Origin of the sequence: Nocardiopsis dassonvillei subsp. dassonvillei DSM 43111, from assembly GCF_000092985.1 — a bacterium.
In the GTDB taxonomy this organism is placed as follows: Bacteria; Actinomycetota; Actinomycetes; order Streptosporangiales; family Streptosporangiaceae; genus Nocardiopsis; species Nocardiopsis dassonvillei.
In genome coordinates this window covers 5,501,376-5,526,320 of the sequence record NC_014210.1, presented here as the reverse complement: position 1 = coordinate 5,526,320, position 24,945 = coordinate 5,501,376, and the positions used below count along the sequence as shown (strand labels likewise).

Sequence of the window (24,945 nt, the reverse complement as noted above, 5' to 3'; positions counted from 1 at the left end):
TTGACACGGTGACAGGGTCTTCACTCGGGTGCAGGAGGTGGTCCCGATCAACGCTGCCAACACGACCCCGAAGAACGCCCGCGTCGCCGACGCCCTGTCCGCCAGGGACACGTCGGTCCGGCTCCAGGCGGCCCTGGCGGCCGGGTCGAACCCCGACCCCTCGCTCCTGGAGCCGCTCGTCGAGCGGTGCGCGGTCGAGCCCGACTTCTTCGTACGGGACATGCTGTCCTGGGCGCTGACCCGCCTCCCGGCGGAGAGCACCCTGCCACGGATCCGCCGGGAGCTCGTCTCCGAGCGCGCCCAGGCACGCAGCCAGGCCCTGCACCTGCTCTCCAAGATCGGCGACAGGAGCACGTGGGCCTGGATCACCCGCGACATGCTGCGCGACGCCAACGACCAGGTCGCGCGGACCGCGTGGCGCGTCGCGGTCGCCCTCGCGCCCGACGACGATGAGCAGAGGAGCGGCCTGGCCGGCGAACTGGTCCTCCAACTCGGTCGCGGCGACCGCGATGTGCGGCTGAGCCTGAGCCGGGCCCTCGTCGACCTCGGCGACGTGATCGTGCCCGCTCTGGAGAGGGCCGTGGAGGACCCCGACCCTGCGGTGGCGGCGCACGCCCGCGCCACCGAGCTGCTCCGGCAGGATCCGGAGAGCGGTTTCGACGCCGCCGTCGAGGAGGCCGGACGCGTGGTCACACTCGGCCCGGAACGAGCCGCCGCTGCCGCCGCCGCGGTCGCGTCGGCGGGCACAGAGGTGCCGGAGGCCTCCAAGGAGGCAGGGGCCGTCGAGGACGCGGAGGACGCGGAGGACGCGGATTGCTGATCGGTGACGTGGCCCGCCGCTCCGGGGTGAGCACCCGGATGCTCCGCCACTACGACGCCCTGGGGCTGGTGAGGCCGACGGGCCGTACCGCCGGCGGCTACCGCGAGTACTCCGACGAGGACGTCCGCAGGATCTTCCAGGTGGAGAGCCTGCGGACCCTCGGGCTCTCGCTCCGGCAGATCGGGCGGGCTCTGGAGGACCCGGCCTTCACACCGTCAGCCCTGGTGGACGACCTCATCCGGTGGACGCAGGAGCGGTTGGCCCGGGAGCGGGAACTGCTCGACCGGCTCCGCGCGATCGACGCGTCGGAGCCCGCCGACTGGCAGGACGTCCTGAGCGTCGTCGAGCTCATGCGGGGGCTCGACGCGACCAGCGCCGCGCGCAGACAGCAGGCCGTCCTGTCCCGGCCGGGGGACGCGTCGGCTTCCGCCGAACTGCTGGCCGGGGCGGTCCTGACCGAGTCCGACCCCCACGTCGCGGGCGCCCTGCGCTGGGCGCTCGCCCGGTCGGGCGGCGACGGCGTGGCGACTCTGGCGGCCGGTGCGCGGTCGCAGGACCCCGACGTCCGGCGGCGCGCGGTGCTGGCGGTCGCCGGGATGCCAGAGGCCCCGGAGGTCACCGCGGTGCTCGCGGACGCTCTCGGGGACCCGGACCCCGTGGTGCGCGGGCACGCCGCCCTGGCCCTGGGCGGGTACGGCGCGGCCGAGGCCGTACCCGCGCTGGTCGGCATGGTGGTCGACGGCTCCAGGGACGTGGAGGCGGCGGAGGCGCTGGGAGGACTGTCCCGGGACCCCGGGTGCGCGGACCGGATCACGACCGCCCTGGCCGACGAACTCGCCGCACCCGGCGCGGACTCCGCGACACGGATCCGTCTCGTCCAGGCGCTGGTCGAGATCGGGGGAGCCGCCGTGCGCGGGATCCTGGACCGACTGACCCGGGACGAGGACCGCGCCGTCGCCCTCGTCGCCTCGGCCCTCGCCGGGACCCTCCGGGAGCGGTCCCCCGAGGAGGACCGGTCCCTCGGGGAAGGGGAGGACCGGGCCGACGGGGACCCCTGAGAGCGCGCCGCCGGGGCGCCGGTGCGTCCGGTTCCGGAGGCGCTCCGCCGGAACCGGACGCACCGCTCACCGGAATCCGGCGGGAAGGGTCATCAGGTCGATCCCCCACAACGGCGGCAGCAAGAACAGCGTCCCCGCGACCACGAGGGCGAGGGCGATGACGTTCAGCCAGAACCCGCTCCTGACCATCTCCATGATCGTCACCCTGCCGGTGCCGAACATGATCGCGTTCGGAGGGGTGCCCACGGGGAGCATGAACGCGCAGTTCGCGGCCATCGCGCAGGAGACCATCAGCGCGTACGGGTGGATGTTCAGGGAGACCGCGAGGGCCGCCATGACCGGGAGGATCATCGTCGCCGTCGCGGCGTTCGAGGTGATCTCCGTCAGGAACAGCACGAGCGCGGTGGCGATGACGATGGTCAGGATCACGTCGACCCCGTCGAGCACGCGCAGCTGCTCGCCGATCCACGCGGAGAGGCCGGTGTCGACGAACCCCGCGGCGATGGCCAGCCCGCCGCCGAACAGCAGGAGGATCCCCCACGGGATCTTCTTGGAGTCCTCCCACTGGAGGATCCTCCTCTCCCGGGCACCGCGGGTCGGCAGCGTGAACAGGACCACCGTCGCGACGATCGCGATCACCCCGTCGCTGATCCCCGGAAGGAGGTCCTCCCACAGGAACGACCGGGTCACCCACATGAAGGCCGTGCCGAGGAAGACGCCGAGCACGAGCTTCTCCTCGGTGGACATCCGGCCGAGGGACCTCCTCTCCTCCCGGATGATCTCCCTGCCGCCGGGAAGCTGCCTGAACCGGACCCTGAGTTTGACGCCCGTCAGGTAGAACCACGCGAGGGCGAGGAGGACGACGGCGATCGGAACCCCGAACACCATCCACCCGCCGAACGAGACGCTCTCGCCGAAGAGCTCCCCGGAGGTCGCCGCGAGAACGGCGAGCGGAGGTGTCCCGATGAGCGTGCCGAGACCGCCGATGGTGGCCGCGTAGCCGATACCGAAGACGACGGACTTCTCGAACCTGGGCAGGTCGTCGGCGAACTCCCCGCCCCGCAGCGAACGGGATGCCTGGTACACGACCGCCAGGCCGACGGGGATCATCATCATCGTGGCGGCCGTGTTGGAGACCCACATCGACAGGAAGCCCGTCGCGACCATGAAGCCGAGGACGATGCGGCGCGGACTCGTACCGATCGCCGCGACGATCGCGAGGGCGATGCGCTGGTGGAGGTTCCACTTCTCCATCGCGATCGCGAGCGAGAACCCTCCCAGGAACAGGAAGATGATGTCGTTGCCGTACGCCGCGACCACGGCGTCGCCCTCCAGCGCGCCGGTCAGCGGCAGGAGCGCGACCGGGAGCAGGGACGTGACCGGGATGGGTATCGCCTCGGTGATCCACCAGGTCGCGACCCAGAGGGTGGTGGCCAGGACCGCCCGCCCCGCCGACGAGAGCCCCTCGGGTTCGAAGAACACGAGCGTCAGCGCGAACAGCAGCGGACCGAGCACCAGCCCGGTGACGCGCGCGGGAGTGTAGCCGGGGCCGGGACCACCGGACTCCGCGGCCGGTCCCGCGGCCTCGGGGCCGTCATGGGCGGCGGAGGGGCCGTCGCCGGAGGCCACCGGTTCGGTCCGTGACGGCCTCCCGCGCCTGGAGAACGTCAGGAGTCCTTTCACCTCCCTGTGCGACGCCCACAGGCTCTCCCACAGGGGGTACGGGTAAGAGGTTGCCATTGTGCTGCACCTTCTTCTGGCCCCCCGCCCGGCGCGGAGCGGGGCGAAGGACCGGTTCGGGGGGTACGCGGATCGGCATCGGCCGCGAGGGGAGCGCGGCCGTGGGGACTCCGCGAGGGAAACAAGGGGGGACCGTCGCCGGTCGCCGTGTGCCGGGTGGCCGTTCACGCCGCCTCGGAGCGCTCGTGCGCGGGCGGCTCCCGTGTCCGCGACCGTCGCGGGAGCCGCCCGTCCCGGGCGGTCAGCCGTGCAGGCCCCGCAGGACCTCGTAGAACTTCGCCTTGCCTTCGAGCCCGATGCCCGGGAGGTCACCCGGCGCCACACGACCGCGGGTGACCACAGCCTCGTCGGCGAAGCCGCCCGTGGGCTGGAACTCCCCGGGGTAGGACTCGTTGCCGCCGAGCTTGAGGGCCGCGGCGATGTGCAGCGAGAACTGGTGCCCGCCGTGCGGGATGCACCGGCGGGAGGACCAGCCGTGCCGGGCGAGCATGTCCAGGACCCGGCGGTACTCCGTCAGCCCGTAGCTCAGCGCCGGGTCGACCTGGACGAAGTCGCGGTCCGGGCGCATCCCGCCGTAGCGGATCAGGTTCCGGGCGTCCTGGAGGGAGAACAGGTTCTCGCCGGTCGCGATGGGGTTGCGGTAGTCCTCCGACAGCGTCGCGTTCAGGGCGTAGTCCAGCGGGTCGCCGACCTCCTCGTACCAGAAGAGGCCGTACCGGTCGATGGCCCGGCCGTACTCCAGCGCGGTCCGCAGGTCGAACTTGCCGTTGACGTCCACCATCAGCCGGGACCCGTCGCCGCCCAGGACGTCGATGACCGCCTCGATGCGCCGGAGGTCCTCGGACAGGTCGGCGCCGCCGATCTTCATCTTGACGACCTCGTACCCGGCGTCGAGGAAGCCCCGCATCTCGTCCTGGAGGTCCTCCAGGGTCTTGCCGGGCGCGTAGTAGCCGCCGGCGGCGTAGACGAAGACGTCCCCGTCCGGGTCGCCGTCGCCGTAGTGGTCGGAGATCCACCGGTACAGCGGCACTCCCGCGGCCTTGGCGGCGAGGTCGTGCAGCGCCATGTCCACCACGCCGACGGCGACGGAGCGTTCACCGTGTCCGCCCGGCTTCTCGTTGCGCATCATGACGTCCCACGCCCGGGCGGGCGAGAGTTCGCCGTTCTCGTCCAGCAGATCCTCCGGGGCGGCTTCGCGCAGCCGCGGCAGCATCCGCTCGTTCAGGATGGCCGTGGCGTTGTACCGGCCGTTGGAGTTGAAGCCGTAACCCACCAGGGGCCTGCCGTCGACCACCACGTCACTGACCAGCGCCAGGATCGTGCAGTCCATCCTGCTGAAGTCGATGTACGCGTTGCGCATCGACGAGCTGATCGGGATGGTGCCGACGTGGGCGGAAACGATTCGCATGGGTCCCTTCCTGCCGAACTTGATCTTATAAGTCCCTTATAAGTTATGCGGAGCCTATACTGGCCGAGACGGGGGTCACAAGACCGTGAGCGGGAATTTGGTGAGAGAGGTCACGATGACCGGCGCGAACGTCTTCTCCAGCAAGGGCGGGCTGGCCTACACCGAGCTGCGCCGCCGCATCACCTCCGGTGAGCTCGCCCCGGGCTCACGCCTGCCGCAGTACGAACTGGCGGAGGAGATGGGGATGAGCATCACGCCCCTGCGCGAGGCGATCAGGCGGCTGGCCAGCGAGGACTGGGTCGTGATGGACACCCACCGGGACGTCCGGGTGGCGCCCATGAGCGCCACCGAGGCCCGCGAACTGCTGGAGGCCCGTTTCTCGCTGGAGCCCTCCGCCACCGAACTGGCCGCGCTGCGCCGCACCGAACGCGACATCGCCGCGATGAGGGCGGCCGCCGACGAACTCCTGCCGGTCACCCGTACCTGGGGGGAGGAGGCCATCGCGGCGCACCGGGCCTTCCACCGGGCGATCTACGCCGCCTCGCACAACAGCGTGATGACCAGGCTCCTGGACGACCTGTGGGACAAGGCCGACCGGTACCGGCGGATCGGCCTGGAACTGCCCGCGGGCGCCGAGCCGCGCACCCTCGACCTCAACCAGCACCACGAGATCCTGGAGCTCGTCGCCGTCGGCGACGGCGCCGCCGCGGCCGGGCTGGTGCGCTCCCACATCCGCAACAGCCTCGGAGCCGTGGTCACGGACACCCTCGAAGGCAGGGAGCGCGCCTACCACCCCATCGCCGGGCGTTCGGCCTGAGAGCGCCCGGAGTACCGGCCCCACGACCGCGCAACGCAACTCCGCGCCCCGCCGACGCGCGCCAGCGGCCGGGGCGGTGGTCGGTGGTCGGCGTGCGCGGTCGGCACGGGTCCTGTGCCGACCGCCCCCGGGCACGAAAAAGACCCGGGGCTTCTCTCGCTCCCGCGATGTGAGAAGCCCCAGGTCGGAGCGCGGAGGATCGGGGATTTGAACCCCGGATGGGCGTAAACCCAAACCGCATTAGCAGTGCGGCGCCATAGACCTGACTAGGCGAATCCTCCTGGCTGGGACAAGCCTACAGACACCACGGACGGTTGCGCAAAACGAAGGCCCCGCCGCGCCCCCGTGACCGGTGGAGGCGGTGCCGGGGAGGGCGCCGCACTGCTGATGCGGTTAGGGGCCGGGCGGGTCCACGGGGTCAGCCGACGGTGCGCTCGATGATGAGGTCGGCGTCCAGGCGCAGCTTGTCCACGGCGCGGGACAGCGTGCTCTTCACCGTGCCGAGCGTCACCCCCATCCGCTCGGCGATCTGCGCCTCGGTGAGGTCGTCGTAGTAGCGCAGCACCACCGTGGTCCGCTGCCGGGCGGGCAGGCGGTCGATGGCGCGCTCCACCACGTCGGCCAGGTCGCTGCGCCAGGTGGGGTCGTCCACGCGCTGCTCGGGGATCTCGTCGGTCGGGTAGACGTCCAGCCGGTTGCGCCGCCACTCGGAGATCTGCGTGTTCACCATGGCCCTGCGCACGTACCCGTCGCGCGCCTTCGGGTTGGTGATCCGGTCCCAGGCGAGGAAGGTCTTGACCAGCGCCGCCTGGAGCAGGTCCTCGGCGTCGGCGTGGCTGCCCGTCAGCGACCGGGCCATCCGGAGCAGGACCGGTCCGCGTTCGGCCACGTAGTGGCTGAACTCGTCGTACCGGGGCGTCCGGGTCGTCCCTGTCACGCCGACCACCGACCTTCACGGGCGCTGCGTGGGCTTTCGTCGTGTTCCTCCCTTCTAACTCTCACACAGCCAACGCAAACATCCAGGCACGTGTGTCCCACGCGCCGACAAACGGACCGCCGGAAAACCGCAGGTGGCGGCCTGCTTCCGTGTCCGAATACCGGCCCCGGCGAGTCGCGGTGCCGACGGCCGACAAGCCCGTGGCACGGGCCGGTTCCACTCGCCGGGCCTCGCCGCGCGGACCGGTCCCGCTGGCGGGGGAAAGAGGGGCCGACCGAACGGGAAACCCTGTGTTTTGGGGGATCTTGTGGGTGTTTATGAATCTTTCTAGATTTATGGGTTCTATGCGTAGCTTTGTAACGACAGGCTGTGGTGGGGCGATCCCGAGTCGCCCGATGTGCGAAGCCCGGTGTGCGCGGAATCCGCTCTCTGGTTCCATGGGGTGCCCCACGCGTCGTTCGGGGCCGCGGCACCGAGAACATGTCTGGACAACGGGGACGAAGCGACGGGTCGTACTGGTGAGGGGGCTCAGTCGAGATGTCAGTGACCACCGAGATCGGACGGGACCGCAGAAGGTTCACAGCCGCGGTGCTCGGCACCGCGAGCGCACCCGAACCCACGCCGCTCGGGCACCGCGTCGCCCGCGGCGTGGTCGTCAGCGCCAACGCCCGCATCCTCTGCCTGGCCGTGCCGGGCGGCGAGGAGCACTTCATGTACGACCGCTCCACCGTGTTCTGGCGGGGCGGGGAGGTCGGCCCGGGCGAACTCCGCCCCGGTGACGACGCCGTGGTGCTGCGCGTACCCGGCGGCCACCCCATCGCCGCACGCGTGTGGGCCCAGGCCGCCCGCGCCACCGGTGTCATCGTCAGCCGCGACGGCGACACCCTGGAGATCGACCCCGGGCACGGGCGTCCGCGCCAGACCGTCGTCCTGCCCTACCGGACCTCGGGCCGGATCTCCGTCCGCCACCCGCGGCTGGAACCCGGCTACGTCTTCGACGCCGTCGGCGTCTGGGAGGAGGGGGCCGTACGGGCCGTGCGCCCCGCCACGACCCAGCCGCCCTACCCGCTCGGCGCCACACCGCACCGGCCGCCCACGCGTCGGCGCGCCACCACGCTGAGCGGCGTCGCCACCTGGTACGACCCGGCGTGGGGCCGCTCCTCCCACGTGGACCCGCGCGCCCACGTCGACGGGATCGCCTACCCGGCGCTCGACCCCGTCGGCCACGACGGGCCCTGCGACCGGCGCACCTCCTGCGTCCCGCTGCCGCTGCTGTCCACCGGGGCGACCCTGAGCCTGCGCAACGACTGCACGCACGAGTCCGCGGCGCTTCCCGTGGTCGACTGCGCCGCGGCAGACAGCTGGCTGTGCGACCTGTGCTCCTCCTGCGGAGGCCAGAGCGCGGGACGGCTGGCCTCCCTCACCATGACCGGCTTCGTCGCCCTCGGCGGGCGGCTGGAGGACGGCTGCTTCAACGCGACCGTCACCGTCCACGACGGGGAGGGATGACCGATGCTCCCGGAGATCGTCGAGGCGGCCCGCGAGGTGCAGCTACCGCTCCTGGCGGTGCTGCTCCTGGTCGGAGCCGTCGCCAAGACCACCAGTCGGGCGGCCGCCACGGGCCTGGCCGTCCTGGCGCCCGAGCGGCTGCGCCGGGCGTCCACGGTCGGCACCGGCCTGCTGGAGGCCGCGCTGGCGCTCGGCCTGCTCGGACTGACCGGCCTGTTGGGCGAGGCGGTGCGGGCGCTGACCGCGGTCGTGTTCGCCGTCTCGGTCGTGGTCCTGGTGGTGATCCGCAGACGCGACCCCGAGGCGGGCTGCGGCTGCTTCGGCGGGCTGAGCCAGGCGCCGATCGGCTGGCGGACGCTGGCCCGGGCCGGACTGCTGTCGGCCGCCGCGCTGTCCACGCTCGGCCTGGAACCCGCGGGCTGGGAGGCGGTCGCCCCGCCGACCCCGCTGCACGCCGGGGTCCTGGGCGCCGAACTGCTGCTCCTGGCCCTGCTGAGCCCCGAACTGCGCACCTCGGCCGCGCGCACCCTGCACGAGGAGCCCTGCGCGCTGCGCGAGGTTCCGCTGCGCCGCACCGTGCGGACCCTGCGCCGCAGCGACGTGTGGCGCGTCAACGAACCGGTGATGCTCGGGACCGAACCCGAGGACGTGTGGCGTCAGGGCTGCTGGAGGTTCCTGCGCTACGACGGCGTACGGCACGGCCGCCGGGTCGACGTGGTGTACGCGGTCAGGGCCGGGGGCAGGCGCGGCACCGCGGTGCGCGCGGCCCTGGTCGACCGCGAGAGCGGAGCGGTGGTCGCCTCCTTCGGCGCGGTCACCCGCATCGAGCTGACCGGCCCGCCGCGCAAGCTCCTCCACCCGGGGGAGGCGGCCCGACGGGACGCGTGGCGGCACGACGAGGCCAGGGCCGAGCTGAGCCTTCGGACCGCCCGGGAACGCTCCGCCGTGTGGGACCTCGTCGCGGGCGGATCCGACGAGAGCGCCCGGGACGAAGGCGTTCGGGAGGGCGACGTCCAGGGCGAACGCGTTCCGGGACAGCGCGGTCCGAGCGGGCGCGAGGAGGTCGGCCGGGACGCGGCGGAGCAGGGCGCCGCGGAGCAGGGCACCGGCGGGACGGATCGGGGCGGGCGCGAACCGACCCCGGCCGGATGAGGGCGCGCCGACGGGCCCCGGCCTCCGGGGCCCGTCGGCGGCGGCGCCGCGAACCCGGTCCGGACGTGACCCCGGCTCCTGCTTGGTGCCCGGTTTGGATCCGGGCGGGGAGCCGCTCCGGTGGTCAGCGGTCGGCCCCCGACCCGAGCATCTGCCGCTGCCGCTCCACGGCGGCCTCGCTGAACTCCACGAGCATCGTCTCGTAGTCCTCCAGCTCACCGTCCCCGAGGACGGACGTGCTGCCGACGAGGTCGCCGTTGCGGTACATGAGGCTGACCATGCGGCTCCTGTCCTCCCCGGACTCCACCTCGACGGCGAAGGCCCGCGACTCGTCACCGATCCGCGGCACGTCCTCCAGGTCTCTGACGCTGTACTCGGACGAGGTGCCGTCCTCGTAGGAGGCGGTGTACTCGTCGCAGCTCCGCGGCGGCGTGGCGGACAGCGCCTCCACCGCCGTGGCCTCGTCCAACCGCACCAGCATGTGCGTGACCGCGCCCTCGGGCCACTCGTAGGCCGCCACGGAGGCGGGGGAGTCGCGCACCCCGTCCAGGGCGGCCCACTGGTTGGCGGCGTCCAGGCACTCGGGCTTGTCGAGTTCGGCGGCGGCCCGCACCTGCTCGCTGTAGCGCACTGTGGCAAGCTCGGAGTAGGTGCCGCGCTCGCTGCTCCCGGACACGAAGGTGGCGTCGCGGACGTGCAGGGGCTGCGCCTCGTGCAGCGCCTCCGCGGCCTCGGCGCCGGGGTCGGCGGGCTGTTCGGCGGCGCCGCCACCGCACGCGCTCAGCAGGACCGCGACGGGCACGGCCACGGGAAGGGCCAATGACCGGATGAGTCCTCGCCTCTCGCGCGGCCCGGAGAGCTGACCAGCGTCGATCCGTGCCGAGTTCGGGGGGCAAGGACGCAAGTGCATGGTGATATCTCCTCGTTTGTGCGATATTTCCGCTGGGAGCGGTGACCGACCCGGACGCGATGTCGCTGAGCGTGTCGCGGGGTTAGCACAAAGTATTGAGGAAGGACAACGGTGTCGGAGTCGAAATCGCCATATCTGCGGTCGGTGCTGGAGAGCATCCCGCCCTACAAGCCGGGCAGGAAGGTCGTCGGTCCCGACGGGCGTTCGGTCAAGCTGTCCTCCAACGAGAGCCCCTACGGGCCGCTCCCGTCGGTGCGTGAGGCCATCGCCGTGGCCGCGGCCGAACTCAACCGCTACCCGGACCCGGGCGCCGCCGAGCTCACCTCCGCGCTCGCCCGCCGCCTCGACGTCCCCGAGGAGCACCTCGCCCTGGGCGCCGGTTCTGTGGGCCTGCTCCAGCAGCTGCTCGAAGCCGTCGGAGAGCCCGGCGCCGAGGTCGTCTACGCCTGGCGCTCCTTCGAGGCCTACCCGCTGCTCGCCGAACTGGCGGGGGTCACCTCGGTGCGGGTCCCGCTCCGGGACGAGACGCACGACCTCGACGCGATCGCAGACGCGGTCACCGAGGACACCCGCATGGTGCTCGTGTGCAACCCCAACAACCCCACCGGCACCACCGTGCGCGAGGAGGAGCTGGTCGCCTTCCTGGACCGGATCCCCGAGAGCGTCCTGGTGGTCCTGGACGAGGCCTACCGCGAGTACGTGCGCGACCCGCGGGTGCCCGACGGCGTCTCCCTGTACCGCGACCGGCCCAACGTCGCCGTGCTGCGCACCTTCTCCAAGGCCTACGGGCTCGCCGCCGTACGCCTGGGCTTCCTCGTGGGGCACCCCCCGGTGACCGCCGCGGTCCGCAAGACCCTCGTCCCGTTCGCGGTGAACCACCTCGCCCAGGCCGCCGGGATCGCCTCCCTGGCCGCCGAGGGGGAGCTGCTGGAGCGCGTGGCCGCCACCGTCGAGGAGCGCGGGCGGGTGCGCGACGCGCTCATCGCGTCCGGGTGGACGGTCCCGCCGACCGAGGCCAACTTCGTGTGGCTTCGGGTGGACGAGGACACGCTCGACTTCGCCGAGGCGTGCGCGCGTGAGGGCGTCTCCGTGCGCCCGTTCGCGGGGGAGGGCGCCCGGGTGAGCCTGGGCACCCCCGAGGAGAACGACGCGTTCCTGGCCGTGGCCACCTCCTACGGCAAGCGCCGTTAGTCCGACGGCGCCGGTTCCCCGCACGGTCCACAGGGGCGGTGCGGGGGACCGGGTGGTGGCTCCTGCGGGTTCTGAGACGGTCGGGCTTGCAGAGGCGCTGGAACTCCGGGCGTCGCCGGAGCGGGCAGCCGAGGCGGTCCGCTCGGTCAGCGCGCGCGTCGTCGCCCTGGACACCCGGTACGGCGCCCGCGACACCGTGGACGCCGCGGCGCGCGCCGCGGCCCGCGCCCGAGGGGCGGTCCGCACGCGTCTGCCCGACTCGGCGGACGTGCTCGCCGCGACCGCCGAACTGCACCAGGTCACCGGCTGGGTGGCCTTCGACGCCGAGCGCCAGCGCCTGTCCCGGCGGATGACCCTGACGGCGCTGGACGCCGCGCGCGGGGCGGGCGACCTCTCCATGGAGTACTTCGCGCTCAGCCAGCTGGCGATGCAGGACGTCCACCTGTGGCGGCCGACCGAGGCCCGGCGGGTGTGCGAGGCGGCGCTGGCGGCGGGAACGGCGGGGAGCGTGCGCACCCTGTTCACCCTGCGGCTGGCGCGTGCCGTGGCCCAGGAGGGCGAGCGAACCCGGGCACGGAAGCTGCTCGGGGAGACCCTCAGCCGTTACCTGGAGGGGCCGCGCCGGGGCGATCCGGCATGGACGTGGTGGCTGACCGAGGCGGAGGTCACCTGGCACCTGGCCATGGTCAGCGCCGACGCCGGTGAGCCGGGCACGGCCGCCGAGTCCTTCGCCCGGACGGTGGAACTGGTCCGGGCGGACGGACGGTCCGCGGGAGCGGAGGAGGCGGACGGGGGCGGCCGGTTCGTGTTCCACGCCGCGGTGAGCCTGCTGTGGGCGCTGGCCCGCGCCCGGTCGTGGGAGGAGGCGGAGGCCGTGCTGGTGCGCGACGTGCTGCCCCGCCTGGGAGAGGTGTCGTCGGTGCGCTGTGAGCGGCTGCTCGCCGAGGTGGTCCGGCGGCTCGACACGGCGCGGGGCCGCCCCTCCCTGCGGGACACCGCGCGGTGGTGCGCGGAACGGTCAGGCGTGGGAGTTCCGGAGGCCCCGGTGTAGGTCCTCGGGGCCCTGCCGCCGCGCGGCCGAAGGTTGTCCACAGGCTGTGGACGGGGATGCGCGTCCTCCCGTCCGCGGCCCGGGGGCGGTCCGCGGGGCGCTCGGCCCGCGGGCGGCCCGGGAGCCGCGCGGCTCACGGCCGGAGGGTGCCGGTGGCCCGTGCGGCCGACCGCGGCGGGCCCGGGGCTCACCAGCCCGTGGCGGCCACGACCCGGGCGGCGACCTCCTCGACGGTGCGGCCGTCCGTCGCCACGCGCACGGTCCCCGCGGGCGCCTCGGCGTCCAGGCGCACGGCCGCCCTCAGGCTGCGTTCGACGTGGGGGAGCAGCTGCGAGCCGGTCTCGCGCACCGCCAGGCGTGCGCGCACGGTGGCCTCGCCCGCGGTGAGCAGGATCCGGGTCACCCCGATGTCCCCGCCGCCCATGGCGCGGCGGAGCATGTCCTCCTCCAGCACGCTGACGGTGTTGGTGTAGACGAGGCGGTGGTGGCCGAGGGCCGCGTAGTTGGCCCAGACCGCCGCGACGTTGCGTTCGGTGATCCCGCTCCGGCGGGGGTCGCCGGGCGGCGCCGGATGCACCTGGTCCATGTAGTCGCCCTCCAGGACGCAGTGGGCGATTCCGCGCCGCTGGAGGATGACGGAGACCTCCCAGCCGACCGTGGTCTTGCCGGTCCCCGAGCCGCCGCCGATGAGGAGGAGGCGTCGGCGCCCGGTTCCGGCGTCGCCGCTGCTGTCGTTACCGCTTCCGCTGCCCGGAGCGCTGCCGCCGCCGTCGTGGTCGTCCATGCGCGCAAGCCTGTCAGGCGGGCGGTCGCGGGTCACCGGAATTATCCACAGCCTGTGGACGGTGGCTGGTGGGGGCAGGCGGGGCGGGGTTAGCCTCGATTCGGGGGCGCTGCGGTCCGCCGTGGCCGCCGTGCGGCGCCCCCGTGTTCCAGGATCCCAGCGCCCCCGTCCGGCGGACAACCGGCTTCCACAGCCTGTGGACAACCGAGCGCCACCGCCCGGCCGATCCCCACCGCTCGACCCGCGCACGCCGAACCGGCCCCGCTACTCACGCATGCCGACCCGCGCAACCCGAACCGGCCTCACGGCTGGCGCACGCCGCCTCACGCATGCCCAGCCGACCTTCACCGCTCGGACCCGCTCGCCCACGGACGCTGGAGCGGCCCCCGGGGGACGCCGAATCGGCCGTCTCCGCTCACGCCGAACCGCCGCCCGCCGACCCGCGCACGCTCACGCGCCGCTCACACGGCCGCACAGCCGCGCACAAGGACGGGGGCGCCCCCTGGGTCGGGAGCGCCCCCGTCCGACGCTTCCACGCGTCTCACAGGCGCTCGTGCGGCTCGGCGCCGGCCGTCGGCTACTTGCCCGCGGCGTCCTTGTCGAGCTTCTCCACGATCAGCCGGTACAGCTGGCGGGGACGGCCCGGCTGGAGGGTCCTGTTGGGCGGCAGCGGCCACGCCAGCCCCTCCTCCACCAGGGTCCGCAGCAGCCGACGCGCGGTCCGGGAGGTGACACCGAGCATCCGCCCGGCGTTCTCCGCGTCGACCACCAGCGGTCCGTCCTCCTCGGCGATCTTCTCCGAAAGCCGAATCAGCGTCTCGCGTCCCTTGGTCCGCAGCGGTTCGGAGGACTGCCGCGCGGGCGCGCGCTGGGCGGGCACCAGGGAACGGCCCTCGCGGTCCACCGCGAAGCTCTGCCGCGACGCCTGGGCGCGGTTCAGCGCGGCCCGGGCGTGGGCCTCGGCGTCCTGGGTGGTCCGCCCCATGCCGATGCCGACCTCGATCGCGATCCCCAGCTCCGCCTTGATCCGCTCCACGAACGGCGGCTGCCGGAAACCCTCGGTCGCGGTCACGAGCGATCCGCGAGTCGCGGTCACCATGAACGAATGGTCGTCCAACCGGTGCGCCGTGGCGTTGATCCGGTGGGCCTCCTGGAGCAGCAGCCGGTGCAGGGACAGCCGCAGCTCCTCCCGCCAGTACCGGGGCGTCGAACGCCGTGTCGAGTCCCGCAGGGTGGGCACGTCCACCACCACGACGCCCAGCTGGGCCTCCTCCAGGCGGTGGTGCGCCCCCAGCAGACCCGCGGTCTGCAGGGCGCTGCGCACACCCGCGTTGGTGGGCCGCAGCCGGACCACCGGCACGCCGATGGCCTCCAGGCGCTCGGCGACCCCGCGCACGCAGGTGATGGCCATCTTGGTGGCCTTGCGGCGCCACAGCCCCTCGTGGAAGGACGTGAGCTGCGCGGTGTTGGTGAGCTCCTCGTGCACGTGGATCCCGTCCACGGGCAGGTCGACCTCGGAGTAGGCCTCCACCACGTCGGCGCGGCTGAGCACGTCCAGACTGGCTCTGGTCGGGTCGTAGCGCTCGTCCAGGGTCGCCCGGAGCAGGGCCTCGTGCAGGCTCGCCCCGCCGAGAGGCACGAAGGTGGCGGGCATCGTCAGCACACCGGCCTTGCGCGCGAACTCGTAGGGGACAGGGCTGGCGAACAGGTACGCGTCGATCGCCGAACCCAGCCTGACGACCTTGTCCGTCGCCTCTTGCTCATCTCGGTACGCGGCGGCGATGAGTCTGGCGTTGAGGGGTCCCGTGGACCCCGGACCCATGAGCATGACCCGTTCGACCACCTCATGGGGTCCTATGACGCCGATCGTCAAATCGCCAGTACGCTGGGCACTCACCTCGGGTTGCTCCCCGCTACCATTCCACGCTCTTCACTATGTGCGCCCACTGGTTTCCCGACCCGATCTCTGTCACGGCATGATTGCCGAGATCGTACCCATTGTGCGGGGCCAAAGAAGATCGTTTTCCATATCAACGCCGAAAGCCCGGGTGGGAGGCGGGCTCCCACCCCGGCTTGAACTGCGCTTTCGGCTCCCTACGAGACGACGACGCGCTCCACGTCAGCGCCTAGCGCAGCGAGCCGGGTCGCGAACTGAGCGTGACCGCGGTCCACCAGATAGCCGGGCGCCACGATTGTCTCACCTTCGGCGACCAGTCCGGCGAGGACCAGGGCCGCACCGGTGCGCAGGTCGTGGGCGATGACCTCGGTGCCGCGCAGGTTGGTGGTGCCGTGCACGATCGCGCGGGTGCCCTCCACCTCGATCTTGGCGCCCATCTTGGTGAGCTCGTCGGCCAGGGCGAACCGGCCGTCGTAGATGGCCTCGTGGATGTAGCTCTCACCCTCGGCCAGGGTGGCCAGGGCCATCAGCGGGGACTGGAGGTCGGTGGCGAAGCCCGGGAACGGCGAGGTCACGGCGTTGATCGGCCGCAGCGGCACCGACGGGTCCCGGTGGACGTGCAGGACGGCGCCCTCCTGGGAGAAGCCCACGCCCATCTGCTCCATCTTCCAGCGGGCCACGCCCAGGTGGTCCAGCTGGGCGCCCACGAGGCTGACCTCACCGCCGGTGGCGGCGACGGTCATCGCGAACACGCCCGCGTCGATGCGGTCGGACATGATGGTGTGCTCGACCGCGGTGAGTTCCTTGACACCCTCGACGGTGATGAAGCCCGTGCCGCCGCCGCTGATCTTGGCGCCCATGGCGCTCAGGAAGTCGATGACGTCGATGACCTCGGGCTCCAGGGCCGCGTGCTCGATCACGGTGGTGCCCGGGGCCAGGACCGCGGCCATGATGAGGTTCTCGGTGCCCGTGTGGGACGGAGTGTCCAGGTACAGGCGGCCGCCGCGGAGGTTGCTGGCCTCGACGTTGATGTGGTTGCGCTCGGGGTCCTCGGTGACCTCGGCGCCCAGGCGCGCGAAGCCCCGGTAGTGGAAGTCCAGGTTGCGGCTGCCCAGGTTGCATCCGCCGACGCCCTCGATGCGGGCGCGGCCGGTGCGGTGCATCAGCGCCGGAACGAAGAGCACGGAGCCGCGGAAACGGGCCGCGATCTCGGCGGGCAGGACGGCCCGCTCGGGGTCGTTGAGGTTGGACGCGTCGATGACGACGGTGCGCTCGGCCTCGTGGAACTCGACCTTGGCACCCACGTGCTCGGCGAGCTCCAGAGCTCGGTAGACGTCCTCGATGACCGGAACATTCCGCAGCACCGTACGGCCCCTGGCCGCGAGGAGGGCGGCCCCGATCATCGGCAGGACGGCGTTCTTCGCGCCTTGGATGAACGCCGTTCCACTGAGGGGGCGTCCGCCGCGGACGCGGTAACGAACCTCCTGGCCCATGCTCATGTGCTCCTTTGTGAGGCAGATGTGGAAAAAAGGTCACCCTCGTCGGGCTTCGCCTGTGTGCGTATGAGACGCGGGTTTCCCCTGGAACGTTGCGACATCATGCGTGTGACCTGCGCGGCCAGTGAACCGGTGTTCGCGAGAACTCTATAGCACCCGTTCGCATGTACCGGTCCAGGACGTGGTATACCCGCAGATCGGGGGATGGAGTCCCGCCAAACGGCCAAAGAGGTATTCCGCCAACGGGAAAGACCGGGGATGCCGTGCGTATGGTTGTTCACCCGCCTCCGGTGACCCGCACAACGTCACCACCATACGTGCTCCTGGACGCGAATCGGCGGTCGCGTGCGTCGAATCACTCCCGCGCGGTGCCTCACAGGGCGGGCTTCGTCCCGGTCAGACGCTCGTAGATCTCCACGTAACGGTCAAGAGTGCGCTGCACCACGTGTTCGGGCAGTTCCGGCGGCGGCGTCTCCGAGGCGCGGTCCCACCCGGACTCCGGCGAGCGCAGCCAGTCCCGCAGGACCTGCTTGTCGAAGGAGGTCTGCGGCCCGCCCGGCGCCCACGTGTCGGCGGGCCAGTAGCGGGAGGAGTCGGGGGTGAACACCTCGTCGGCCAGCACCAGCTCCCCCGAAGCGTCGCGCCCGTACTCGAACTTGGTGTCGGCGAGGATGATGCCGCGCTCCCGCGCCAGCTCCCGGCCGCGCCCGTACACGCGCAGGGTGAGGTCGCGCAGCTCGGCGGCCAGCCCGGCCCCGTGCGCGGCGGCGACGGCCTCGAAGGAGACGTTCTCGTCGTGGTCGCCCACCTCGGCCTTGGTCGCCGGGGTGAAGATCGGCTCGGGCAGCTCGGAGCCGTCGACCAGCCCGTCGGGCAGCGCGATCCCGCACACGGTGCCGTCCGCCCGGTACTCCTCCAGGCCGGAACCGGTCAGGTAGCCGCGCGCCACGCACTCCACCGGCACCATGTCCAGCCTGCGGCACACCAGGGTCCTCCCCGCCCAGTCGGCGGGGGCTCCCTCCGGAAGGACGTCGGACACGACGTGGTTGGGCACCAGGCCGCCCAACTGGTCGAACCACCACAGGGACAGCTGGGTGAGCAGCCGCCCCTTGCCGGGGATCTCGGTGGGCAGCACCCAGTCGTAGGCCGACACGCGGTCGCTGGCGACCATCACCAGCGACCCGTCGGCCGCGGCGTACAGCTCGCGCACCTTGCCGGTGTGCAGGTGGGTGAGCCCCTCGACCCGGACGGGTTCGGGCCTGACGACGAAACCGCTCATGGCTTCCCCTCTCCTACGCACCGGCGGCCGAGCGGCGCCGGGCGGGTTGTCCACAGGTTCGGGAAGGGGCTGTGGAACGTGCCCCGGTCCGTGATGGACTTGGAAAGGGGGCCTCGAACCCCCTTCCCGTCGGGATGCCCTGGGCACGCCCGCCCGCAGGCGTGCCCGCACCCCGCTACAGTTCGGCCGCGGCGCGCTCGGCGATGTCGGTGCGGTGGAACGAGCCGCGCAGCTCGATGCGCGCCACGGCCTCGTAGGCCCGCTCGCGCGCCTGGCGCAGGTCGATCCCGGTGCCGACCACGTTGAGCACCCGGCCTCCGCTCGCCTTGACGCCGCCCGAGCCCTCCCAGTCGGTGCCCGCGTGCAGCACGTACGCGCCCTCCATCGCGTTGGCCTGGTCCAGGCCGCCGATGACGTCGCCCTTGACCGGGTCGCCCGGGTAGTTCTCGGCGGCGACCACCACGGTGACCGCGGCGCCCGACTTCCACTGGAGGGAGCCGATGCCCCCCAGGCCGCCGGTGTCGGTGGCCTGGAGGACGGCGCCGATCGGGGTGGCCAGCCTGTCCAGGACCACCTGGGTCTCCGGGTCGCCGAACCGGGCGTTGAACTCCACCACGCGCGGACCCCGCGACGTGAGCGCCAGCCCCACGTACAGCAGGCCCTGGTAGCGCTTACCGCGCCGGTTCATCTCCACCAGGGTCGGCCGCACGACCGACTCCATCACCTCGTCCACCAGGCCCGCCGGGGCCCACGGCAGCGGCGCGTACGCGCCCATGCCGCCCGTGTTGGGGCCCTGGTCGCCGTCGTAGGCGCGCTTGAAGTCCTGGGCGGGCAGCAGCGGCAGGGCGTGCAGCCCGTCGCTCAGCACGAAGAGGGACACCTCGGGGCCGTCGAGGAACTCCTCGATGACCACGCGGCCGCACTCCCGGGCGTGCTGCTCGGCGAGGGCGCGGTCCTCGGTCACCACGACGCCCTTGCCCGCGGCCAGGCCGTCGTTCTTGACCACGTAGGGCGTGCCGAACTCGTCGAGGGCCTCGGACACCTGGCTGGCGGTCCTGCACACCCGCGCCTTGGCGGTGGGCACCCCGGCGGCCTCCATGACCTCCTTGGCGAAGGCCTTGGAGCCCTCCAGGCGTGCGGCCTCCTGGTCGGGGCCGAACACCGGGATGCCCCGGTCGCGCAGGGCGTCCGCCACACCGGAGACCAGCGGGGCCTCCGGTCCGATGACGACCAGCTCGGCGCGGATGCGCGCGGCCAGCTCGGTGACGGCCAGGCCGTCGGTCACGTTGAGCACGTGGTTCTCGGCCAGCTCCGAGATGCCGGGGTTGCCCGGGGCGCTGTGGATGCTGGTGACACCCGGGTCCAGGGACAGGGCGCGGACCAGAGCGTGCTCGCGGCCTCCGCCGCCGAGAACGAGGGCTTTCACTACTGGGGGCCTCTTCGTGTTGAAGGCGGACAGACGGGGGGGTCAGACCAGGGAGCGCAGTTGGAGCGTCTCGTCGCGGCCGGGTCCGACACCGATGGCGGAGATCGGGGCCCCCGCCATCTCCTCAAGGGTACGCACGTAGGCCTGCGCGTTCTTGGGGAGTTCGTCGAACGTCCGGACGCCGGTGATGTCCTCGGACCAGCCGTCGAGGTACTCGTAGACGGGCTTCGCGTGGTGGAAGTCGGTCTGGGTCATCGGGATCTCGTCGTGGCGGACGCCGTCGACCTCGTAGGCCACGCACACGGGGATGCGCTCCAGGCCGGTGAGCACGTCGAGCTTGGTGAGGAAGAAGTCCGTGACGCCGTTGATCCGCGTGGCGTAGCGCGCGATGGGCGCGTCGAACCAGCCGCAGCGGCGGTTGCGGCCGGTGGTGACGCCGTACTCGCCGCCCTGGGTGCGCAGCCACTCGCCCTGCTCGTCGAGCAGCTCGGTGGGGAACGGGCCCGAGCCCACGCGGGTGGTGTAGGCCTTGAGGATGCCCACGACCTTGGTGATGCGGGTGGGGCCGATGCCGGACCCGGCCGCCGCGCCGCCCGAGGTGGGGGAGGAGGACGTCACGAACGGGTAGGTGCCGTGGTCGATGTCCAGCAGGGTGCCCTGCGAGCCCTCCAGGTACACCGTCTTGCCCTCGTCGAGCGCCTTGTTGAGGATCAGGGAGGTGTCGGCGACGTAGGGGCGCAGCTGCTCGGCGTAGCCCAGGTACTCCTCGATGATCGGTTCGGCCTCCAGGCCGCGCCGGTTGTACACCTTGGTGAGCAGCTGGTTCTTGTCGTGCAGGGCCAGCTCGATCTTCTTGCGCAGGATCTTGGGGTCGAACATGTCCTGGACGCGCACGCCCTGGCGGGAGACCTTGTCGGCGTAGGTCGGGCCGATGCCGCGCCCGGTGGTGCCGATCTTGCCCTTGCCGAGGAAGCGCTCGCTGACCTTGTCCAGTGCCCGGTGGTAGGGCATGATCAGGTGCGCGTTCGCCGAGATGAGCAGGCGGGACGTGTCCACGCCGCGCTCGTTGAGGCCGCGCAGCTCCTCCAGCAGCACGCCCGGGTCGATGACGACGCCGTTGGCGATGACCGGCACCACGTTCGGGGACAGGATGCCCGAGGGCAGCAGGTGCAGGGCGTACTTCTGGTCGCCGATGACCACGGTGTGCCCGGCGTTGTTCCCGCCCTGGTAGCGCACCACGTAGTCCACGCGGTCGCCGACAAGGTCGGTCGCCTTGCCCTTGCCCTCGTCGCCCCACTGGGCACCCACGAGCGTGATCGCCGGCATTGGTCTCTACCTCTTCGCTCGACACCTGACCCGGGGCTTTCCGGCCCCGAACACGGAAAACCCCTGGCGCAAGGCTGCGACAGGGGCCGTTGCGTATTGAGGGTACACGACCAGGGCATCCGGGTTAAGTGGGGCACTGGGGCACGTGCGACACACGGGCCCCGCCGACCCCAGGGTCTCCGAGGCGTGGACGGGCCGTCCGGAACCCGTACGGATCCCGGACGGCCCGGCGCCCGGCAGGCGGGCGTGTCAGCCGTTGAGCGCCTTGTCGGCCTCGGCACTGGACTCGCGCAGGAAGGTGGCGCAGCGCTCGGCCTCGTCGGTGTCGCCGATCTCCGCCGAAGCCCTGCCCAGGGCGTGCAGCGCCCGCAGGAAGCCCTGGTTGGGCTCGTGCTCCCAGGGGATCGGGCCGTGGCCCTTCCACCCCGAGCGGCGCAGCTGGTCCAGGCCGCGGTGGTAGCCGGTCCGGGCGTAGGCGTAGGCGGTCACCGGCTGGCCGTCGGCCAGGGCCAGCTCGGCCAGCCGCGCCCACGCGGCGGAGTACTCCGGGAAGCGCCCGGCGACCGGCGTGGGGTCGTCGGCCGAGGCGAGGGCCTCGCGGGCCTCGGGGTTGTCGGCCAGACGCGTCTCGGGCGGCTCGTTGAGCAGGTTCTGGTGCAGGTTCATGGCCCCATCCTGCCACCGGACGGCCGGGTCCGCCGGAGGGTTCCGCGTCACCTCCGCGGTGCTCCCTCCGCTCCGCCGCCTCCGCGCGCTTTCGCCGCCCCCGCCCCCTCCAGGTGATCCCCGCGCTCCGGTCCCCGCGGTGCCCCGGCGCGTCCCACCCCGGCACGGCCCCTCCCAGCGCTCCCCGTCACTCCTGCGCCGCCTCCGCACGCCGGTGGACGCGCGGCGTGCGCCCCTGGGGCCGCCACGGCGACGGCCGGTGCGACCGCGCCCGCCGACACCGGCGGGGCCGAGAAGCGCGGGGTCCGCGTGTTCGGTCAGTATCGGCTGACCCGCCCGGAGGACAGTTCGTCGCCGCTGGAACCGCGGGTCCCGGTGAAATAGGCGCCGTTGCCGTCGCGGGTTCCGCCGGCGCGCGGACAGCCGTTTCCGAAACCGTTGCGCCCGGCCTCGGCCACCGCCTTGTCGGGCCAGACGGGGCCGTGCGCGGACCTGGACGGCGGGGGTCACCGTGCCGCCGCATCCGGTGCGCGGACCGGGGCCGTGGACGGAGTTCCCGGATGCGGTGGGCGCTGGCGGCGAGCACGCACGCTGACGAGGACGGGGCCGCCGCGACCCGCTCCCGGCCTACGCCGCTGCGGCCGTGGAAACCCCGACGAGTACGGTTCCCGCGGCGAACACTCCGTCCGCGATGATTCGGGCGGCGCTGTTCCCGCCCTTCGCTTTCCCGCATTCCGCTGGGAGGGGGTTGCGCGCGTTCAGGATGATTCCCGGGCACCCCTTCGCGAAACGGGGCTGTGGATAACTGGAAAACGGTGTTGCGGGTATTTGGGGATGGTTTGTTGTGCGAGGCGAGGGGGGTCGGGAGAACGTGCTCTCCGGGAGAGCGCGGTGCCCGGCCGCGCGCACGGCCCCCGGAAAACACGGTGCCCGGCGGCCGAGGCCGCCGGGCACCGTGCGCGGACCACCGAACCGGTGGCGGGCCGCGACTACTTCATCCTGTTGCCCGCGGACTTCAGGTGCTGGGCGGCCTCCACCACGCGGGCGGCCATGCCGGCCTCGGCCGCCTTGCCGTAGGCGCGGGGGTCGTAGGCCTTCTTGTTGCCGATCTCGCCGTCGATCTTCAGCACACCGTCGTAGTTCTTCATGATGTGGTCGACCACGGGGCGGGTGTAGGCGTACTGCGTGTCGGTGTCGACGTTCATCTTCACCACGCCGTACTCGATGGCCTCGTGGATCTCCTCCATGGTGGAGCCGGAGCCGCCGTGGAAGACGAAGTCGAACGCCTTGGCCCGGCCGTACTTCTCGGCGACGGCCTCCTGGGCCTTCTTGAGCACCTCCGGGCGCAGCTTGACGAAGCCCGGCTTGTAGGAGCCGTGCACGTTGCCGAAGGTCAGGGCCGTCAGGTAGTAGCCCTTCTCGCCCAGGCCCAGCACCTCGGCGGTGCGCAGGGCGTCGTTCGGCGTGGTGTAGAGCTTCTCGTTGATCTCGCCGACGATGCCGTCCTCCTCGCCGCCGACGACGCCCACCTCGATCTCCAGGATCGTCCGCGCGGCCTTGGAGGCGGCCAGCAGCTCCTCGGCGATCTGGAGGTTCTCCTCCAGCTCGACCGCCGAGCCGTCCCACATGTGGGACTGGAACAGCGGCTCCTGGCCCTTGGCCACGCGCTCCTTGGAGATCTCCAGCAGCGGGCGGACGAAGCCGTCGAGCTTGTTCTTGGGGCAGTGGTCGGTGTGGAGGGCGATGTTCACCGAGTACTTCTCGGCCACGACGCGGGCGAACTCGGCGAAGGCGACCGAGCCGGTGACCATGTCCTTGACCGTGGCGCCGGACAGGAACTCCGCGCCACCGGTGGAAATCTGGACGATGCCGTCGCTTTCGGCCTCGGCGAAGCCGCGCAGGGCGGCGTGCAGCGTCTGGCTGGAGGTCACGTTGATGGCCGGGTAGGCGAAGCCCTCGGACTTCGCGCGGCTCAGCATCTCGGTGTAGACCTCGGGGCTGGCGATGGGCATGCTTGACTCTCCCTGGATTCGGCCTGGAGCGAGCGGCCGCCGGTATCACGCCGACGGCACCCCACGTGCGTTGCCCCGGTGGAGACGGACGTCGGGGGGCGGCGGCCCTCGGGCCGTGCGTCCGTGTGTGTCCACCAGGTGTCACCCAAGTATCCCGAATACCCGGAGCCCTTGAAAAGGTCTAGACCAAATTGCCCGAGGTTGTCGGTGTAGCCGCAGCTGGCGGGGGTCGGCGCCCGGGCTCCGCGCACCCGGGACGACGGAGAGTGACCCCTTCATCCCCCTTGTGACGGAATTGTGGGGGACGGGGGTCTTCCATGCGGCTGCTGTCGCTTTTTGCCGTGATACGCGCTACATTCAACGCCGTGGGAAGGCATAGGAATGATCCTCGCGGCGTTGGCCAGGTGATGGCCATCGTCGGAGCCGTCGTGCTCCTGGTGACGCTCCTGGCCCTGGGCGGTTTCTTCCTGTACCGCTCCCTCCCCGGCACCAGCGTGAGCGCCACCGCCTCGGAGACGGCGGGCGAGAGCACGGAGCCGAGCAACATGGGCGTCCTGTACGTCCGCGTCGTCGGCGAGTCCAGCGACGTCTTCGTCCGCATCCCCGGCGGCGACGTGCTGATGGACCAGAACATGAGCCAGGGCCAGTCGGTCAACTACGCGACCGCCGCCGAGGGCCTGGAGGTCACCATCGGCGACCCCGCCGCCGTCGAGGTCTTCGTCGACGGCGACGAGCGCGACATCTCCGACCGCGAACCCGGCTTCAGCTTCACGATCGACCCGCAGGACGGCTGAGGCCGCCCGGGCACGAACCCCGGCGGCGCACCCGCCCCCGGGCACGGGCGGCCGGAACGCCCCGCGGCGCCCCGCGGCCGCGCGTGCTAGACGTCCAGGTCGGAGACCCCGTACACCGCCCGGTACTCCAGACCCTCCTCGGTGACCCGCTCGCGCGCGCCCCGGTCCAGGATCAGCGCGACCGCCACCACCTCGGCGCCCGCCTCGCGCAGCGCCTCCACGGCCGTCAGCACGGAGCCGCCGGTGGTGGAGGTGTCCTCCAGGGCGAGCACGCGCCGCCCGCGCACGTCGGCCCCCTCGATCCGCTTCTGGAGGCCGTGCGCCTTGCCCGCCTTGCGCACCACGAAGGCGTCCAGCGTGCGCCCGCGCGCGTGCGCGGCGTGCAGCATGGCGGTGGCCACCGGGTCCGCGCCCAGCGTCAGGCCGCCGACCGCGTCGAACTCCAGGTCCGCGACGTTGTCCAACATGACCGAGCCGACCAGCGGCGCGGCCTTCCCGTCCAGGGTCACCCGGCGCAGATCGACGTAGTAGTCGGCCTCCATGCCCGAGGACAGGGTCACCTTGCCGCGCACGACCGCCTTATCGTTGATCTGACGCAGGAGTTCATCACGTTCGCTCATGATCAGTGAGCCTAGAACACCGGACGGGACGCGGGCGCACCGCATCACCCCC

21 protein-coding genes and 1 tRNA gene are annotated in these 24,945 nt (G+C 72.2%); 8 read left to right on the top strand and 14 right to left on the bottom strand.

Translation table 11 applies throughout. The features are described from left to right. The first annotated feature begins 28 nt into the window (after positions 1-28). Complete coding sequence (locus NDAS_RS22970; RefSeq protein WP_013155644.1) at positions 29-820, top strand: HEAT repeat domain-containing protein; 792 nt, start codon at positions 29-31, stop codon at positions 818-820. Beyond that, on the top strand, positions 814-1,878 hold the full coding sequence (locus tag NDAS_RS22965) for a HEAT repeat domain-containing protein (protein WP_013155643.1): 1,065 nt from the start codon (positions 814-816) through the stop codon (positions 1,876-1,878). The genes NDAS_RS22970 and NDAS_RS22965 overlap by 7 nt, the downstream gene beginning before the upstream one ends. A gap of 66 nt (positions 1,879-1,944) precedes the next feature. Here NDAS_RS22965 and NDAS_RS22960 read toward each other — a convergent pair whose 3' ends face one another. Further along, positions 1,945-3,618, bottom strand: coding sequence for an SLC13 family permease (locus tag NDAS_RS22960; protein WP_013155642.1), 1,674 nt, complete (start codon positions 3,616-3,618; stop codon positions 1,945-1,947). Between the two features lie 241 nt (positions 3,619-3,859). Further along, positions 3,860-5,026, bottom strand: coding sequence for an enolase C-terminal domain-like protein (locus NDAS_RS22955; RefSeq protein ID WP_013155641.1), 1,167 nt, complete (start codon positions 5,024-5,026; stop codon positions 3,860-3,862). A gap of 115 nt (positions 5,027-5,141) precedes the next feature. On the opposite strand from NDAS_RS22955, the gene NDAS_RS22950 reads away from it, so the two are divergent. Then, a complete protein-coding gene (locus NDAS_RS22950) occupies positions 5,142-5,843 on the top strand; it encodes a GntR family transcriptional regulator (protein WP_013155640.1) in 702 nt (233 codons plus the stop codon). 192 nt (positions 5,844-6,035) lie between these two features. On the opposite strand, the gene NDAS_RS22945 is transcribed toward NDAS_RS22950, so the two are convergent. After that, a tRNA-Ser gene (locus NDAS_RS22945) sits at positions 6,036-6,124 on the bottom strand. A 137-nt stretch (positions 6,125-6,261) separates the two neighbouring features. Continuing rightward, the gene (locus NDAS_RS22940; protein WP_041552954.1) at positions 6,262-6,789 is read right to left on the bottom strand and encodes a SigE family RNA polymerase sigma factor; all 528 of its coding nucleotides are present in this window, start codon (positions 6,787-6,789) and stop codon (positions 6,262-6,264) included. A gap of 528 nt (positions 6,790-7,317) precedes the next feature. Here NDAS_RS22940 and NDAS_RS22935 point away from each other — a divergent pair. After that, positions 7,318-8,289 (top strand): hypothetical protein, encoded by a 972-nt coding sequence (locus tag NDAS_RS22935; protein ID WP_013155638.1) that lies wholly within the window; start codon positions 7,318-7,320, stop codon positions 8,287-8,289. A 3-nt stretch (positions 8,290-8,292) separates the two neighbouring features. Next, positions 8,293-9,441 (top strand): MauE/DoxX family redox-associated membrane protein, encoded by a 1,149-nt coding sequence (locus NDAS_RS22930; RefSeq protein ID WP_013155637.1) that lies wholly within the window; start codon positions 8,293-8,295, stop codon positions 9,439-9,441. 124 nt (positions 9,442-9,565) lie between these two features. Here the strand turns inward: NDAS_RS22930 and NDAS_RS22925 are convergent, their stop codons facing one another. Further along, positions 9,566-10,249 carry a hypothetical protein gene (locus tag NDAS_RS22925; RefSeq protein ID WP_081461771.1) on the bottom strand — a complete coding sequence of 228 codons (684 nt, stop codon included), beginning with the start codon at positions 10,247-10,249 and terminating at the stop codon, positions 9,566-9,568. A 213-nt stretch (positions 10,250-10,462) separates the two neighbouring features. Between NDAS_RS22925 and hisC the strand changes: the two genes are divergently transcribed. Next, positions 10,463-11,542, top strand: a complete 1,080-nt coding sequence (gene hisC, locus NDAS_RS22920; protein WP_013155635.1) for a histidinol-phosphate transaminase — start codon at positions 10,463-10,465, stop codon at positions 11,540-11,542. Between the two features lie 55 nt (positions 11,543-11,597). Further along, positions 11,598-12,593 carry a hypothetical protein gene (locus NDAS_RS22915; protein ID WP_013155634.1) on the top strand — a complete coding sequence of 332 codons (996 nt, stop codon included), beginning with the start codon at positions 11,598-11,600 and terminating at the stop codon, positions 12,591-12,593. Positions 12,594-12,780: 187 nt separating this feature from the next. Here NDAS_RS22915 and NDAS_RS22910 read toward each other — a convergent pair whose 3' ends face one another. The 8 genes from NDAS_RS22910 to fbaA form a co-directional block, all read right to left on the bottom strand. Beyond that, entirely contained in the window at positions 12,781-13,377 is a 597-nt protein-coding gene (locus NDAS_RS22910; RefSeq protein ID WP_013155633.1) for a hypothetical protein, read from the bottom strand. A 577-nt stretch (positions 13,378-13,954) separates the two neighbouring features. Further along, positions 13,955-15,220 (bottom strand): hypothetical protein, encoded by a 1,266-nt coding sequence (locus NDAS_RS22905; RefSeq protein WP_013155632.1) that lies wholly within the window; start codon positions 15,218-15,220, stop codon positions 13,955-13,957. Between the two features lie 251 nt (positions 15,221-15,471). Next, entirely contained in the window at positions 15,472-16,767 is a 1,296-nt protein-coding gene (murA, locus tag NDAS_RS22900; protein WP_013155631.1) for a UDP-N-acetylglucosamine 1-carboxyvinyltransferase, read from the bottom strand. Positions 16,768-17,143: 376 nt separating this feature from the next. Then, positions 17,144-18,049 carry a phosphoribosylaminoimidazolesuccinocarboxamide synthase gene (locus tag NDAS_RS22895; RefSeq protein ID WP_013155630.1) on the bottom strand — a complete coding sequence of 302 codons (906 nt, stop codon included), beginning with the start codon at positions 18,047-18,049 and terminating at the stop codon, positions 17,144-17,146. Positions 18,050-18,224: 175 nt separating this feature from the next. Continuing rightward, positions 18,225-19,475: a phosphoribosylamine--glycine ligase gene (gene purD, locus NDAS_RS22890; RefSeq protein WP_013155629.1), complete on the bottom strand. Its 1,251-nt coding sequence runs from the start codon at positions 19,473-19,475 to the stop codon at positions 18,225-18,227. A 42-nt stretch (positions 19,476-19,517) separates the two neighbouring features. Next, the gene (locus NDAS_RS22885) at positions 19,518-20,801 is read right to left on the bottom strand and encodes an adenylosuccinate synthase (RefSeq protein ID WP_013155628.1); all 1,284 of its coding nucleotides are present in this window, start codon (positions 20,799-20,801) and stop codon (positions 19,518-19,520) included. A 249-nt stretch (positions 20,802-21,050) separates the two neighbouring features. After that, positions 21,051-21,467: a DUF3151 domain-containing protein gene (locus NDAS_RS22880; protein WP_013155627.1), complete on the bottom strand. Its 417-nt coding sequence runs from the start codon at positions 21,465-21,467 to the stop codon at positions 21,051-21,053. A gap of 989 nt (positions 21,468-22,456) precedes the next feature. Next, positions 22,457-23,479, bottom strand: coding sequence for a class II fructose-bisphosphate aldolase (gene fbaA, locus NDAS_RS22870; protein WP_013155626.1), 1,023 nt, complete (start codon positions 23,477-23,479; stop codon positions 22,457-22,459). Positions 23,480-23,886: 407 nt separating this feature from the next. Between fbaA and NDAS_RS22865 the strand changes: the two genes are divergently transcribed. Beyond that, on the top strand, positions 23,887-24,273 hold the full coding sequence (locus NDAS_RS22865; RefSeq protein WP_041552952.1) for a RodZ domain-containing protein: 387 nt from the start codon (positions 23,887-23,889) through the stop codon (positions 24,271-24,273). A gap of 86 nt (positions 24,274-24,359) precedes the next feature. On the opposite strand, the gene pyrE is transcribed toward NDAS_RS22865, so the two are convergent. Then, positions 24,360-24,893 carry an orotate phosphoribosyltransferase gene (gene pyrE / locus NDAS_RS22860; RefSeq protein WP_013155624.1) on the bottom strand — a complete coding sequence of 178 codons (534 nt, stop codon included), beginning with the start codon at positions 24,891-24,893 and terminating at the stop codon, positions 24,360-24,362. Positions 24,894-24,945 lie beyond the last annotated feature (52 nt).

Bases quoted from the DNA above. Each gene is read 5' to 3' on its own strand.
- NDAS_RS22880 (WP_013155627.1), bottom strand. From the start codon at position 21,467: ATGAACCTGCACCAGAACCTGCTCAACGAGCCGCCCGAGACGCGTCTG.
- NDAS_RS22930 (WP_013155637.1), top strand. From the start codon at position 8,293: ATGCTCCCGGAGATCGTCGAGGCGGCCCGCGAGGTGCAGCTACCGCTC.
- NDAS_RS22950 (WP_013155640.1), top strand. From the start codon at position 5,142: ATGACCGGCGCGAACGTCTTCTCCAGCAAGGGCGGGCTGGCCTACACC.
- NDAS_RS22910 (WP_013155633.1), bottom strand. From the start codon at position 13,377: ATGGACGACCACGACGGCGGCGGCAGCGCTCCGGGCAGCGGAAGCGGT.
- NDAS_RS22895 (WP_013155630.1), bottom strand. From the start codon at position 18,049: ATGAGCGGTTTCGTCGTCAGGCCCGAACCCGTCCGGGTCGAGGGGCTC.
- NDAS_RS22885 (WP_013155628.1), bottom strand. From the start codon at position 20,801: ATGCCGGCGATCACGCTCGTGGGTGCCCAGTGGGGCGACGAGGGCAAG.
- NDAS_RS22935 (WP_013155638.1), top strand. From the start codon at position 7,318: ATGTCAGTGACCACCGAGATCGGACGGGACCGCAGAAGGTTCACAGCC.
- fbaA (WP_013155626.1), bottom strand. From the start codon at position 23,479: ATGCCCATCGCCAGCCCCGAGGTCTACACCGAGATGCTGAGCCGCGCG.
- NDAS_RS22955 (WP_013155641.1), bottom strand. From the start codon at position 5,026: ATGCGAATCGTTTCCGCCCACGTCGGCACCATCCCGATCAGCTCGTCG.
- murA (WP_013155631.1), bottom strand. From the start codon at position 16,767: ATGGGCCAGGAGGTTCGTTACCGCGTCCGCGGCGGACGCCCCCTCAGT.
- NDAS_RS22960 (WP_013155642.1), bottom strand. From the start codon at position 3,618: ATGGCAACCTCTTACCCGTACCCCCTGTGGGAGAGCCTGTGGGCGTCG.
- NDAS_RS22865 (WP_041552952.1), top strand. From the start codon at position 23,887: ATGGCCATCGTCGGAGCCGTCGTGCTCCTGGTGACGCTCCTGGCCCTG.
- pyrE (WP_013155624.1), bottom strand. From the start codon at position 24,893: ATGAGCGAACGTGATGAACTCCTGCGTCAGATCAACGATAAGGCGGTC.